The 13,283-nt window shown below is 68.0% G+C and carries 11 protein-coding genes; 4 read left to right on the forward strand and 7 right to left on the reverse strand.

Translation table 11 applies throughout. From position 1 onward, the window contains the following. Window positions 1-2 precede the first annotated feature (2 nt). Window positions 3-1,409, forward strand: a complete 1,407-nt coding sequence (gene pdxR / locus BST28156_RS09075; protein WP_174901994.1) for a MocR-like pyridoxine biosynthesis transcription factor PdxR — start codon at window positions 3-5, stop codon at window positions 1,407-1,409. A gap of 58 nt (window positions 1,410-1,467) precedes the next feature. On the opposite strand, the gene BST28156_RS09080 is transcribed toward pdxR, so the two are convergent. Together BST28156_RS09080 and BST28156_RS09085 are read right to left on the reverse strand one after the other, a co-directional pair. Next, entirely contained in the window at window positions 1,468-2,403 is a 936-nt protein-coding gene (locus tag BST28156_RS09080; protein ID WP_174901995.1) for an alpha/beta hydrolase, read from the reverse strand. A gap of 61 nt (window positions 2,404-2,464) precedes the next feature. Beyond that, window positions 2,465-3,562 (reverse strand): OpgC domain-containing protein, encoded by a 1,098-nt coding sequence (locus tag BST28156_RS09085; RefSeq protein ID WP_060237146.1) that lies wholly within the window; start codon window positions 3,560-3,562, stop codon window positions 2,465-2,467. Between the two features lie 387 nt (window positions 3,563-3,949). Here BST28156_RS09085 and BST28156_RS09090 point away from each other — a divergent pair, with 387 nt between their 5' ends. Next, complete coding sequence (locus BST28156_RS09090) at window positions 3,950-5,104, forward strand: porin (protein WP_174901996.1); 1,155 nt, start codon at window positions 3,950-3,952, stop codon at window positions 5,102-5,104. A gap of 25 nt (window positions 5,105-5,129) precedes the next feature. Here BST28156_RS09090 and BST28156_RS09095 read toward each other — a convergent pair whose 3' ends face one another. After that, window positions 5,130-6,080, reverse strand: coding sequence for a LysR family transcriptional regulator (locus tag BST28156_RS09095; RefSeq protein ID WP_174901997.1), 951 nt, complete (start codon window positions 6,078-6,080; stop codon window positions 5,130-5,132). Between the two features lie 140 nt (window positions 6,081-6,220). Here BST28156_RS09095 and BST28156_RS09100 point away from each other — a divergent pair, with 140 nt between their 5' ends. Then, on the forward strand, window positions 6,221-7,234 hold the full coding sequence (locus BST28156_RS09100) for an aldo/keto reductase (protein WP_174901998.1): 1,014 nt from the start codon (window positions 6,221-6,223) through the stop codon (window positions 7,232-7,234). A gap of 123 nt (window positions 7,235-7,357) precedes the next feature. Next, window positions 7,358-8,098 (forward strand): sulfite exporter TauE/SafE family protein, encoded by a 741-nt coding sequence (locus tag BST28156_RS09105; protein ID WP_174901999.1) that lies wholly within the window; start codon window positions 7,358-7,360, stop codon window positions 8,096-8,098. Window positions 8,099-8,200: 102 nt separating this feature from the next. On the opposite strand, the gene BST28156_RS09110 is transcribed toward BST28156_RS09105, so the two are convergent. The 4 genes from BST28156_RS09110 to BST28156_RS09125 form a co-directional block, all read right to left on the reverse strand. Continuing rightward, window positions 8,201-10,375 (reverse strand): hypothetical protein, encoded by a 2,175-nt coding sequence (locus tag BST28156_RS09110; RefSeq protein ID WP_174902000.1) that lies wholly within the window; start codon window positions 10,373-10,375, stop codon window positions 8,201-8,203. 503 nt (window positions 10,376-10,878) lie between these two features. Beyond that, window positions 10,879-11,265 (reverse strand): ester cyclase, encoded by a 387-nt coding sequence (locus BST28156_RS09115; RefSeq protein WP_174902001.1) that lies wholly within the window; start codon window positions 11,263-11,265, stop codon window positions 10,879-10,881. A 53-nt stretch (window positions 11,266-11,318) separates the two neighbouring features. After that, a complete protein-coding gene (locus tag BST28156_RS09120) occupies window positions 11,319-12,026 on the reverse strand; it encodes a P-loop NTPase family protein (RefSeq protein ID WP_254596361.1) in 708 nt (235 codons plus the stop codon). An 84-nt stretch (window positions 12,027-12,110) separates the two neighbouring features. Next, complete coding sequence (locus BST28156_RS09125; protein WP_174902002.1) at window positions 12,111-13,013, reverse strand: LysR family transcriptional regulator; 903 nt, start codon at window positions 13,011-13,013, stop codon at window positions 12,111-12,113. Between the last annotated feature and the right edge of the window lie 270 nt (window positions 13,014-13,283).

Genomic DNA, 13,283 nt, shown 5'->3' on the forward strand with positions numbered 1-13,283 from the left:
CGATGACCGAACCGCTCGACATTCGACTCGACCGCTCAGCGAAGACGCCGCTGGCCGAACAGATCCGCGAGGCGATCAGCACCGCGATCGAGCGCGGCGTGCTGATGCCGGGCGCGCGCCTGCCGTCGTGGCTGGACCTTGCCGCGCAGCTCGGCGTTGCGCGCGGCACCGTGCGTCTCGCGTACGAGCGGCTGTCCGACGCGCAGCTGATCGTGGCCGCGCGCGCGACCGGCACGCGCGTCGCGGACCGGCCCGCCGCGCCGGCGAAGACGGACGAGCGCCCTGATCCCGACTCGTTCATGGAGACTTACCGGGAGCTGACCGCCGGCCCGGCGACCTTCCAGATGGGCGTGCCCGCGCAGGAAACGCTGCCCGCCAGACTGTTCACGAAGGTGCGCGCGTTCGCATTGCGCGCGGAGTCCAGCGCGTCGATCGTCTATCCGGACCCGCGCGGCGAACCGGAGCTGCGGCGCGAAATCGCCGCGTATCTCGCGATCGCGCGCGGCATCACCTGCTCGCCGGCCCAGATCATCGTCACCGGCGGATTCAGCAGCGGGCTCGGGCTGGCGTTGCGCGTGCTCGGTCTGGAAGGGCGCAAGGCCTGGGTGGAGAATCCGGGCTTTCCGTTCGCGCGGCATGGCGTGTCGCTCGCGAACCTGTCGCTGGCGCCGATTCCGGTCGACGCGGACGGGATCGATGTCGAGTACGGCATCCGGCACGCGCCGGACGCGGCGCTCGTCGTGGCGACGCCGGGCCAGCAGGCGCCGCTCGGCCCGACGCTGTCGCTCGCGCGACGGTTGAAACTGCTGGACTGGGCGGCGAAGCAGGGCGTCTGGATCGTCGAGGACGACTATCTGAGCGAGCTGCAACTGACGGCGCGCGCCGCGCCGGCGCTCGCGTCGCTCGATCGCGCGCATCGCGTCGTGCATGTCGGCTCGTTCAGCAAGACGATCAGCCCGGCCTTGCGGCTGGGGTTCGTGGTGGCGCCGCTGCCGCTGGTGTCGCGGTTTGCCGAGGTGAGCGCGTGCCTCGCGCCGGCGCCCTGGCCGTCGGTGCAACTGGCGACCGCGCAGTTCATGCGCGACGGGCACTATCTGCGCCATCTGCGGCGCCTGAAGCGGCTGTATTCCGCGCAGCTCGATGCGCTGCGCAAGGCGCTGGACCACCGGGGATTCGAAACGGCGACGGCCGGCCTTGCCGTGCTGCTGCGGTTGTCCGACGGCGTGCCCGACCTGGCGGTGGCAAAGGCGTTGCGTGCGTTCGGCCTGGGGCCCGCTCCGCTGTCGCCGTGGTATGCGACGCCGGAGTCCGCGCGCTCGGGGCTGCTGCTCGGCGTCGCGACGGCGCCGGAGCGCACGCTTGCGTGGTCCTGCGACCGGCTGCACGAGGTGGTGAGCCGGTTCGCGTGAGCGCAGCCGGCGGCGGGGGCGTGCGCGGTGGCGCTTTACCGGAACGCCGGCCGGCCCGTCACTTCACGCACTCCAGCGCATACTTCAAGCCCTGCCCGAGCAGCCCGCGCCACACCTCCCACGTATGCCCGCCATCGACGATGCGCAGTTCGGCCGCATTCTGCGCGCGCCGCAAATGCGTATACAGCACGCTCGACTCGGCCTGTATCGTCAGGTCGTCGTCGCCCGCCGCGATGAACATCGGCACGCGCCACGTGCGCGCGAAATACCCGCGCAGCAGCGCCGGATAGTTCAGTTCGTGCCACACGCGCGGATCGAACTGCCGGTCGCCGAACACGCCGACATAGCGCGCGGCCGAATTGAGCGGCGGCTCGTTCGCGTAGATCGCGGGGCTCAACAGCATCGCGCCGCAGAACAGCCCCGGCTCGAGCAGCGAAAAGCGCAGCGCGCCGAAGCCGCCCATCGACACGCCGCCGATCGCGCGGCCCGCGCGCTGGTTCGACACCGCGAAGTGCGCTTCGACCTCGGGCAGCAGGTCGTTGAGGAACGCGCTCTGCATCTTCTCCTTGCGGTCCACGTACCAGTCGGTGCCGCCCTGCGGCATCACGACCACGACGGGCGGAATCTCGTGACGCTCGATCAGCGTGTCGGCCGTGGCCTGCAGCCGGCCCTGCGTGATCCAGTCGTTCGCGTTGCCGGCATTGCCGTGCAACAGGTACATCACCGGGTAGCGCGCGCCCTCCGGGTTGTAGCCCGGCGGCAGATAGACCGTGTACGACCAGTCGCGCTGCAGCGTCGCCGAACGGAACGAGCGCATCACGATGCTGCTGCCCGGATTGACCGCCGCGCCCTGCGCGGCGGGCGCGGGCTGGGCGGCCGCCGCGGGCGACCCCGGCGCTCCCGGCGACAGGGTCGGTGCGGCCGGCGTGGCGTGCGCGATGGCAACGGAGCCGGCGATCAGGGCGAGGGCGAACGGAAGGGCGAGTCGGCGCATGTCGAATCGTTTCAGAAGGATCGCCGGCTATCGTAGCAGCGGCGCGTGACGGCGCGGCGCGTCATCGCCGTGCGCGGAACGGCAGCCGCGCGATCAGCGGTGCGTAGAGTTTCGCGACGAGATACAGCAGGCTGATCGCGACTACATCGGCGGTCAGCCCGAGCGGCACGTCGAGATAGCCGTCGGTCGCCTGGTACAGCAGCGAATCGACCGCGAGCGAGATGGCCGTGCCCGCGACGAAGCACAGCAGGCCCTGCCGGCCGATCGTGCCGATCCACGGCATCGCGTGCGCAACCTTCTTCATCCAGCCGAGGTGCACGAGCTTGGCCGCGAGCCACGCGATCGCGAGGAAGTTCGCGAGCCGCAGCGCGCCGAGGTTCTGCTTGATCGACGGATCGGTCGGGAACGGCTCGATGCGCAGCCGGTAGTACGCGCCGGCCGCGACGATCGCGAGCGCGGCGGCGGTCAGCAGCCAGCCCTGCGGCTTCGGCGCGAGCGTCTGGTAGACGGGCTGGCAGCGCGAGATCACGCCGAGCACGAACAGGAATTGCCACGCGAACGGGTTGAAATCCCACGGCGCGCCTTCGACGGTTGGCAGGAAGCGCGCGGCGTGCGGCGCGGCGTACCACAGCGAACCGCTGAACGCGAGCAGCAGCCACGGCTGCGTGCGCGCGAGCGGCAGCGCCAGCGGCGCGAGCAGCGCGAAGAACGCATACATCGGCAGCACCGACGCGAGGTACGGCTGACGGCGGAACAGCAGGATGTCGCGCAGCGCGGCGAGCGGTTTCTGCAGCAGCCCGTCGAGATCGTTGGTCGGCATGTTCGGGCCGTCGATCGCGAACGCGTTCAGCACGGCCGTGATCAGCAGCATCAGGCCGGCGGTCACGAGAAACGCGCGGTAGATCTCGAACGCGCGCCGGATGAAGCGCTGGCGCGCGGCGGCCTCGTCGTGGCGCTCGGCGAGCGAGTTGTACGCGATCGCGGTCGCGAAGCCGCCGAGAAACACGAACACCTCGGCGGCGTCGCACAGCGCGTACGCGTGCAGCGTCACGCGGGACAGGATGCTGCCGCCGATATGGTCGACGACGATGACGAGCAGTACGAGGCCGCGGAAGAAATCGAGCTCCGCGTAGCGGCCGGCGCGGGCCGGGGCGGTCATCGGGCCGCCTCCCGGCGGAACCCGCGGGCGCGACCGGCACCGGCCGCGCGTGAATCGGGGTAAAGCATGACTGCGTGAAGAAATGACGAATGGATGCGCATTGTGCCACCGATGCGACGGATCCCGGGTTAACGCCGATGGTGAGCCGCCTCGCCGCGGCCGACAAGGCAGTCAGGCCGGCCGCGCCGCCGACGCAGTTGGGAGGGCGCAACGCTTTGCGCGTCGTGTGCGAGCCCCGATGGACGGACGATTTGCGACGTGACACCATTTTGTTCGCGCGGCCGCACACCGCGTCGTCCGCGCTGCGGGCCAACCATGCAACACCCTAAAAGTCCAAACAATTCGCCGGGCGCGCACCTGCCCGGCACCCGGCTCCGGAGATCCGACATGAGGAAGCACGTCTTTTTTGCCGCCGCGCTCGCAGTCTTTGCCGCGCCGGCTTTCGCGCAGGACAGCGTGACGCTGTACGGCCTGATCGACGAGGGCTTCAACTACACGAACAACGTCAACGTCAACGGGGTCGGAAAGGCGAATTACCAGCTCGCAAGCGGCTATGCGCAGGGCAGCCGCTGGGGCCTGAAGGGCACCGAGGATCTCGGCGGCGGGCTGAAGGCGATCTTCACGCTGGAAAGCGGTTTCGACGTGAACAACGGCCGCCTCGGCCAAGGCAGCCGCATGTTCGGCCGTCAGGCATTCGTCGGGCTTGCCGATTCCCGCTTCGGCACGCTGACCTTCGGCCGCCAGTACGACTCGGTCGTCGACTATCTGGCGCCGCTGACCGCGAACGGCAACTGGGGCGGCACGCTGTTCTCGCATCCGTTCGACAACGACAACACCGATAACTCGTTCCGCGTCAACAACACGGTCAAGTACGCGAGCCGCGACTGGAACGGGCTGAGCTTCGGCGGCACCTACAGCTTCAGCAACAGCACGGGCTTCTCGAACAACCGCCAGTACAGCGTCGGCGCGCAGTATTCGCTGGCCGGGCTGCAGGTCGCGGCGGCCTATCTGCAGGCGAACAACCCGGGCGTCGGCAGCGCGGGCGCGATCGCGGCCGACGACGCGAACTTCGTCGCCGACCGCCTGCGGATCTTCGGCGGCGGCATCAACTACACGTTCGGCCCGGCGACGGTCGGTTTCGTCTATACGAAGACCGACGTGAAGAATCCGGTGTCGACCGTTTACCTGCCGGCCTCGACGTTCGAGGGCCTCGGGCTGACCGCGACGAAGTTCCAGAACTTCGAGGTCAACGGCAAGTACCAGCTCACACCCGATTTCTTTCTCGGCGCGCAGTACGTGTACACCGACGCCAAGTTCGATGCGGCGGCCGGCTCGTTCAAGCCGAAGTACCACACGGTCGGCCTGATGGCCGACTACAGCCTGTCCAAGCGCACCGACGTGTATCTGCAGGGCGCATGGCAGAAGGTGGCCGGCGACAAGACCGGCACGGCGGCCGATGGCGGCTACGTGGTCGGGACCGACGGCCCGTCGTCGTCGTCGAACCAGTTCTCGGTGCGCGCGGCGATCCGTCACAAATTCTGAGCGGCGGCGGTTCCCGACCGTCCGGTCAATCGTTCCGCGATTCGGCGTCGCCGGTCGGCGCCGGCCGGTTCGCGCCGCCCAAGTCGCCGAGCGTCTCGGCGAGCCAGTCGACGAAGATCCGCACGCGCGGCGCGAGATGGCGGCCGTGCGGAAACACCACCGACACCGGCAGCGGCGCCGCATTCCATTCCGGCAGCACTTCGACGAGCGAGCCGTCCGCGAGCTGCGGCGCGAGCCCGTCGCGCGGCGCCTGGATCAGCCCGAGGCCGGCAAGGCAGCACGCGAGATACGCGTGCGAGCTGTTGACCGACACGATGCTGCGCATCTTCACCGTGTGCAGCTCGCCGCTGTCCATGTCCGCATATTCCCAGTCCAGCTCGCGGCCCGTGCGGCTCGAGAAATAGCCGACCGCGACATGGTCGGGCAGGTCGTCCGGCGAGCGCGGCGTGCCGTGGCGCGCGAGATACGCGGGCGACGCGCAGTTGATCTGCGCCATCTCGCCGACGCGCCGCGCCACCAGCGACGTGTCGGACAGCGCGCCGACGCGCACCGCGCAGTCGATGCCGTCCGCGACCAGGTCGACGAAGCGGTCGGTCGTGCCGATCACGACGCGCAGGTCGGGGAAGCGCGCGTGGAACGCCGGCAGCGCCGGAATCACGCGGTTCAGCGCGAACCGCTCGGGCAGGTCGACGCGGATCACGCCGCGCGGCGATGCGCCGGCTTCCTCGAACAGCGTCTCGGCATCGTCGAGATCGGCCAGCAGCCGCTCGCAGCGCTCGTAGTAGGTCGCGCCTTCGGCCGTCAGCCCGACGCGCCGCGTCGTCCTTTGCAGCAGGCGGACCTTCAGATGCTTTTCCAGATACTGGACCGCGTTGCTGACGGTCGGGCGCGGCAGCTGCAACTGCTCGGCCGCCTTCGTGAAGCTGCCCAGACGGGCGACGCGCGCAAAGATGCGCATTGCATGCAGATGATCCATGCGTGACGGAACCCCGGCGGATTGGGACAGGCTCCATTGTTAATCAGCGTCGAATGGTTTGGTGGCGTGTTTCGCGTTTATCGCACGCCGCGATGCGCGCAGAATCCGGTCCATCCACCGACTATGTGAGGAAAACGGACATGAATACGCGTCAACTGGGCCGCACGGGCCCGCAGGTCTCGGCGATCGGGCTCGGCTGCATGGGGATGTCGGACTTCTACGGGCCGGCCGACCGCGACGAAAGCATCGCGACGCTGCACGCTGCGCTCGACAACGGGATCACGCTGCTCGACACGGGCGATTTCTACGGAATGGGCGACAACGAGATGCTGATCCGCGACGCGCTGCGCGGCAGCGCGCGCGACCAGGTGCTGATCAGCGTGAAGTTCGGCGCGCTGCGCGATCCGGCCGGCGGGTTCGCCGGCTACGACGCGCGGCCGGTCGCGATCCGCAACTTCGTCGCGTATTCGCTGAGGCGGCTCGGCACCGACCATATCGACATCTACCGGCCGGCGCGCGTCGATCCGGCGGTGCCGATCGAGGACACGGTCGGCGCGATCGCCGATCTGGTGAAGGCCGGATATGTGCGCCATATCGGGCTGTCGGAGGCCAGCGCGGACACGATCCGCCGCGCGGCGGCCGTCGCGCCGATCGCCGACCTGCAGATCGAATACTCGCTGCTGTCGCGCGGGATCGAGGCCGAGATCCTGCCGGCCTGCCGCGAACTCGGCATCGGCGTGACCGCTTACGGCGTGCTGTCGCGCGGGCTGCTGGGCGGCCAATGGAGCGCGGCGCGGCAGGGCGAGCGCGATTTCCGTGCGGCCAGCCCGCGTTTTCAGGGCGAGAACCTTGCGCACAACCTCGCGCTCGTCGACGCGCTGCGGGCGATCGCCGACGAACGCGGCTGCACGCCGGCGCAGGTGGCGATCGCATGGGCGCTGTCGCGCGGCGACGACATCGTGCCGCTGGTCGGCGCCCGCAAGCGCACGCAGCTTCGCGACGCATTGCAGGCGTCCGACATGCAACTAACGGTCAATGACGTCGCGCGCATCGAAGCGGCGGTTCCCGCCGGGGCGGCTGCCGGCGACCGTTATCCGGCCGCGCAGATGGCGCACCTCGACAGCGAGCAGGGGCGGGCGACTCACCAAGGCTGAGCGGCGCGCCGGGCGGACGATCCCGCCCGCCAAGGCCTAGCCAGACTCAGGCAAAACCAGATGGCTGGCGGCGCGCGGGCGGTGCACCATCGGCGCCTTATTCAACCGGACGGAACGCCCGCCATGCAGATTCATACGCTGACGATCATCGCGCTGGTCTTCCTGCTCGCCGGCGCGGTCAAGGGCATGATCGGCCTTGGCCTGCCGACGATCGCAATGGGGCTGCTGACGCTCGCGATGCCGCCGTCGGCCGCGGCCAGCCTGTTGCTGGTGCCGTCGTTCATCACCAATATCTGGCAACTGTGGCTCGGCCCGTCGTTCGGGCCGTTGCTGCGCCGGCTGTGGCCGCTGATCGCAGGACTGACGATCGGCACGCTGACGGGCGGCCTGCCCGCGCTCGCGGCCGGCAGCACGTGGACGCATGCGGCGCTCGGCGTCGTGCTGATCCTGTACGGCCTGTGGGGTCTCGCGGCCGCGCGGCTGCCCGCGCCGGGCCGGCACGAGAAGTGGCTGTCGGCCGTGGTCGGCTATCTGACCGGCGTGGTGACGGCCGCGACCGGCGTGTTCGTCGTGCCGGCCGTGCCGTATCTGCAGGCGCTGCGGCTGTCGAAGGACGCCCTGATCCAGGCGCTGGGGCTGTCGTTTACCGCGTCGACGATCGCGCTCGGGTTGCAGCTGCGCGTGTCGGGAGCGTTGCAGACCGTCGACCTCGGCGTGTCGGCGCTTGCCTTGGCGCCCGCGCTGGCGGGCATGGCCGGCGGCCAGTATGCGCGGCGCGTGATGAGCGAGAAGACGTTCAAGCGCTGCTTCTTCGTCGGGCTGATCGCGCTCGGCGCGTATATGGCGGTTTCCGGGCTGCGATAAAAACGCCGGGCCGACGCCACGCGCGCCGCCGCTCGCATTCCAGCCGCCGGAAGCCGGCACCGACAATCGGCTTCCGGCGGCATTGCGCAACGCGCGCCGCGCTCAGGCAGGATCCGCGTACTTCAGCGTCCATCCGAACGAGCGGCTGGCTCCCGAGCCGAGCGCAAACGGCCGGGTCGTGCACGCGAAGTTCGAATGCAGCTGGCCGATCGGCGTCGTCGACAGCGGATTCGTCGCTCCGTTCACGGTGTCGAAAGCCGACAGCGCGCAGGTGTCGAAACCGGATGCCGCGTAGCCGGTCGCGATGCCGTTCGCATACCTGACGGACGCGCCGTCGCCATTGACCTGCGTGGCCGCGAAGTCCGCGAACGACGCGAAGTCCGTTTCGACCGACAGCGTGCCGGCAAGCGTGCCCGAGCTCAGCGTGTCGCTGCGCGAGATCGTGCCGTGGTCGAACGTCAATACCGTATGCGCCTGCAGGTCGAGGTCCGTCGTGTAGGCGGCGTTCTTCGTCGCGAGCCGGAATTTCGCCGTATCGAACGACACGATCACCTGGGTGCCGGTCTGCTGCACGTTCAGGTTCTTGTAGTACGTGACGGGAATGTAGGTCTTGCCGTTGTACGAGACCTGCGGCACCAGCAGCGCGTAGCCGAGATCGGTCGTCCCGTAGGACAGCTGGTCGGAGAACGGCACCGGATAGTACGGCGTGTACGAGTTGTAGTCGGGCGCCTGGCTGAGGTTCAGGTTGATCACGCGCCGGCCGTCGCGCACGGTGAGCAGCGCCGCGCTGTACGGATGCGCGGTGTCGCCGGGCTGGTTGTACCAGGTGAGCGTGTAGCGCGGCAGCGCATCGAGCCATGCGCCGTAGTCCGCGTCGGCCATCGGCGCCTTGCCGCCGAAGCCGAGTTTGTTCCACCACGCGTTCACGTACAGGTACTGGTGCAGCAGGCTGAAGTTCTCGCCCATCACGCGCGGCTTGCCGCGATACGCGTCGGTGCCGCGCCCCTTGACCCACATGTTCACCGACGGCGTCGGCAGCGACGGGTCGTACCAGTACGTGTCGAAGCGGTGCGCGGCCTTGTAGATGAACGCGTAGGCGATCTGCTTTTCCTGGTCGGTCAGCACACCGGCATTGGCTGCCGCGGTCAGCACCTCCATGAATGCCGAGTCGCCGTACGGGCCGATCGAGCGGCCGTAGTTGAAGCCCTGGCCGTCCGTGTTCAGCTGCGGCAGGATCAGGTCGACCGACTTGCGCAGATAGCCCTTCAGCTCGGGCGTGAGATTCGCCGCGTTGTCCATTTCGAAGGTGCGCTCGACCACTTCGCCGATCAGCAGCGTGCTGTAGCGGTCGAAGCGGGCCTTGTCGTAGTACGTCGTGTGCGTGTTCGATGCCTCGTCGGAGAAGCCGCCCGACGAATCGTTGCGGATATGGTTCGTGAGCGTGTACAGCAGCGCGTCGCGCGCGCCCATCGTCGCGACGGCCGGATCGGTCGCCGACGCGAACGACGGATTGCTCCAGCCGAGCTTTTGCCGCAGCCCGGCGATCCCGTACGACACTGCATAGTAGTTCTGAGCGGTGTTGAGCGACGCGATGTCGATCGGCGTGCCGGCGGCCGGGCACGTGTCGGTCTTGCCGCTCGCGTCGGGACCGAACATGTCGCAGAACGTGAGCCGACGCTGCAGCGTCGCGAGCATCGCATCGCTGAACACCTCGTCGAGCATGCCGTGCGCCTTCAGGTTGTTCAGCGCGACGAGATAGTAGTACTCGCCCCAGGACGTATTCGCATACGTGTAGTCGGCGCCCGACTGCGCCATCATCGCGGTCGTGATCTGCTGGTAGGTCGCGAGATAGCTCGCGTATTGCGGGTCGCCTTTCGACTTCATGTCGATCAGGATGTACGACAGGCCGAGCGCGAGCTTGCCGGGCAGGAATTTGTCGCCGGTGTTCGTGTCGAGCACGTGGACCGGCGTGCCGTCGCCGAGATCCATCACGACCTGCGTGAAGTCGGGCGACTTGCGGATCAGGTCGAACAGCGCGCGCATCTGTCCCATCATCGTGACGGGGATGTCGGCGCCGGCCGGCACGCTGGTGTCGGGCGCGCCATAGACGAGCGCCTGCAGCGAGTTGGCGGCGAGTGCGGGCGTCGACGGTGACGACGGCGATGAAGGCGACGACGGCGGCGTGTCGGTCACGTCGCTGCCGCCGCACGCACTGACGAACAGGACGGAAAGGGCGCTGAGCGCGGCGCCGAGCGCGAATCTGCTGCGCGGATGCATTGTGGGGTGTCTCCGGTTTGAGTAGTGGTGAGGACGGGCCGATCCGACGCTGCCTCGCTCGACGCCCGTGCCCGGCTTCCGCCTCGCAACCCTGATCCCTGAAGGCGGACGCCTGAATCGCAACCCGAGCGGGCAGACGCTTTCCGTTGCCGGAGCGGCGCTTCGGGCCGCGGGTCTTCGGAATTGGAAAACGTTTTCCAAATTTAGGCATCGACCGGCCTCCTGTCAATGAACTTTCGTGCAGACGGTGACGGGGGAAACCCGGATGGCAGGGCGCGGAAGGTGTCGGAATAGATCGGAAATTTGCGGTTTTAACGCTTTTTTATTGTAGATATTTCCGACGCGAGTTTGCGGTGAGCGGTGTGGAAGCGATGGAGATCGGAGCGCAAGAGATTCGCGCTTTCTCTGGTTTTTAGAAGAAAACGTTATCCATAAGAGTCGGGGCGACATGGGCGTGACGATCGACGGCAGGCCGCACCCGCCATCGATCGCGCCAAAGCCGGCTAAAGCTGCCGCTCGATCGCTGTCTTGTCTATGACAGACCAGACCTGACGGATCTTCCCGTCGAGAAATTCATAGAACACGTTTTCGGTAAACGAGATCCGTCTGCCGTCGACAGCGAGGCCCAGAAACGTCGCGTGCGGCGAGCAATCGAACCCGAGCCGGCACGCGACGCGCGGCGGCTCGCAGACGAGCAATTCGATATCGAAGCGCAGATCGGGGATGTCGTGCACATCCTGCTCGAGCATCGCGCGATAGCCGGCGAGCCCGAGCGGGCGGCCGTTGTGGATCACGTCGGCCGCGACATGGCGATCGAGCGCGGCCCAGTCCCGTCGGTTCAGGCAGTCGATGTACGCGCGGTAGCGCGCGGCGAGATCGGTTCGAGTCACGAGCGATGGCTCCTCGTTGGGGCGACGGCGGCGCGAACGCCGCACCGCTGCCGCTACAGGTTCAGCGCATCGAGAATCCTGCGCTCATGGGCGGCCCAATCGCGCGCGCCGTTTTCGATCGACAGCGTGTCGAGCGGCAACCGGCCGAACAGCGTGTCGGTCAACTGCCGGTAGTCGCGGTACAGCGCGATCAGCCCGTCGAGGCCCACGTAGCCGCGCCGCACGCAGTACGGCGACGCCAGTTTCCAGTTCGTCTGGTACGCGACCCAGTCCTCGCCGCGCTCCGCGCACACCGTGCGGATCGCCGCACCGATGTCGCGTTGCCAGAAATAGATGACGAGCGGCGCGAGCGGGGCGATGACGGCGGCCAGCTCGCGCACGTACGCATCGATGAACGCAGGGTCGGCTTCCATCAGCAGCATGTTGGTCAGGTCGCCATGAAACAGCTGTCCGTCCAGCACGTGCAGCGCGCCGCTGCGCTGTACCGTGTCGGCGAATGCGCGCCAGCGGGCGAGCGCACGCGCGGCGAGTTGCGCCGCGGTCGCATCGCGCCACGGCTCGAACCAGTGCGCGAGTTCGTCGGTGGCGCGCACCGGATGGGGATCGGTCCGCTCGTGGATCGCAACGGCATCGCGTCCGGTCGCCTGCATCCGCGTCGCGATGAAGCGCATCATGGTCGATTTTCCCGAGCCCATCACGCCTTCGACGATCACCAGCCGACGATCGGTGCGTGCAGGCGAGGCGTTGGCGATGGCGGTCATGTCGGGTTCGGAGCGCGGGTTCGAATGTGGGAGCTGGCAGTGTCGGGCAGGTGGAACGCAAGCACGCGGCGTGGCCGCGCAGGATCAGCGCGTTCTTGTCGGCGCCTCCCCCGACAGGAACGCAACGAACTCGCGCGTGTATTTCGGCAGCGCGTCGAACGAGCGCGCGCACAGCGTCAGCTTCCGGTGGCTCCACGAATCGGACAGCTCGACGAGCCGCACGTCCATCGTCTGCATCGCGCGCACGGCCGCATGCCGCGACACGATGCCGATGCCCACGCCGCTTTCGATCACGCGGCAGATCGCGTCGAAGCTCTTCAACTGCACACGATAGCGGATCCGCTCGCCGAGCGTGCGCGCCTGGTCGGCGAGATGGACCTGCAGCGCGCTGCCGTCGGTGAGGCCGATGAAGTCGGCATCGACGATCGCGTCGAACGCGACCTTGTCGTGCGACGCGAGCGGATGCCCGGCCGGCACGACGACGACCAGCCAGTCTTCGCGGAACGGCTTCTGTTCGAGCCCGCCGAGGCCGACCGAATCGGCGACGATGCCGATCTCCGCGGTCTTGTTGCGGATCGCATGGACGATTTCCTGGCTCGAACGCTCCTCGACGCTGATCGACAGCTTCGGACGATCGGGCAGGTACGCGGCGAGCGCGTCGGGCAGGTATTCGCTGAGCGACGCGGTGTTGCACAGCAGCCGGATATGGCCGCGCAGCCCCTGGCCGTATTGCTGCAGCTCACCGCGCATATGGTCGATCTGTTGCAGCACGGTGCGCGCATGGTGTTCGAGCGCGCGGCCGGCATCGGTCGCCTGCACGCCCGACTTGGTCCGGTGCAGCAGCGGCACGCCGAGTTCGTCTTCCATACCGCGGATGCGTTCGCTCGCGGCCTGCAGCGTGATATGCGTGCGTTCGGCACCGCTCGTGATCGTGCCGGCCTCGCAGATGTTCAGGAAGAGCCGCAGGTCGGTCAGGTCGAAGCGCATGATGTGGGGGGGCGCGATATCGTTGGAATGGCCGATAAGGTAGCAAAAACGGCGGCGTCAGGCTCAGGCACAGCCTGAGACCCGATTCGCCGCTTCCGCATTTTCGGGGCGCGATCGATGGCCGATCATGGCCGGACATCAACGGGGGAGACTGTCATGCCTGGCGATCCGTCCTGGGGCGTGTCTTTCAAGATTGCGCTGCACGTGTTTTTCCTGTGCGTCGGCATTGCGTGGGCCGGTTCGGAACTGCTCGACTGGCTGCGCTGAGTG

The sequence above is a fragment of the Burkholderia pseudomultivorans genome (assembly GCF_902499075.1).
Classification (GTDB): domain Bacteria; phylum Pseudomonadota; class Gammaproteobacteria; order Burkholderiales; family Burkholderiaceae; genus Burkholderia; species Burkholderia pseudomultivorans.

What these genes read in the sequence shown, in the direction of transcription:
- BST28156_RS09125 (WP_174902002.1), bottom strand. Translation starts at nt 13,013, where the DNA reads ATGCGCTTCGACCTGACCGACCTGCGGCTCTTCCTGAACATCTGCGAG.
- BST28156_RS09120 (WP_254596361.1), bottom strand. Translation starts at nt 12,026, where the DNA reads ATGACCGCCATCGCCAACGCCTCGCCTGCACGCACCGATCGTCGGCTG.
- pdxR (WP_174901994.1), top strand. Translation starts at nt 3, where the DNA reads ATGACCGAACCGCTCGACATTCGACTCGACCGCTCAGCGAAGACGCCG.
- BST28156_RS09105 (WP_174901999.1), top strand. Translation starts at nt 7,358, where the DNA reads ATGCAGATTCATACGCTGACGATCATCGCGCTGGTCTTCCTGCTCGCC.
- BST28156_RS09110 (WP_174902000.1), bottom strand. Translation starts at nt 10,375, where the DNA reads ATGCATCCGCGCAGCAGATTCGCGCTCGGCGCCGCGCTCAGCGCCCTT.
- BST28156_RS09100 (WP_174901998.1), top strand. Translation starts at nt 6,221, where the DNA reads ATGAATACGCGTCAACTGGGCCGCACGGGCCCGCAGGTCTCGGCGATC.
- BST28156_RS09080 (WP_174901995.1), bottom strand. Translation starts at nt 2,403, where the DNA reads ATGCGCCGACTCGCCCTTCCGTTCGCCCTCGCCCTGATCGCCGGCTCC.
- BST28156_RS09085 (WP_060237146.1), bottom strand. Translation starts at nt 3,562, where the DNA reads ATGACCGCCCCGGCCCGCGCCGGCCGCTACGCGGAGCTCGATTTCTTC.
- BST28156_RS09095 (WP_174901997.1), bottom strand. Translation starts at nt 6,080, where the DNA reads ATGGATCATCTGCATGCAATGCGCATCTTTGCGCGCGTCGCCCGTCTG.
- BST28156_RS09090 (WP_174901996.1), top strand. Translation starts at nt 3,950, where the DNA reads ATGAGGAAGCACGTCTTTTTTGCCGCCGCGCTCGCAGTCTTTGCCGCG.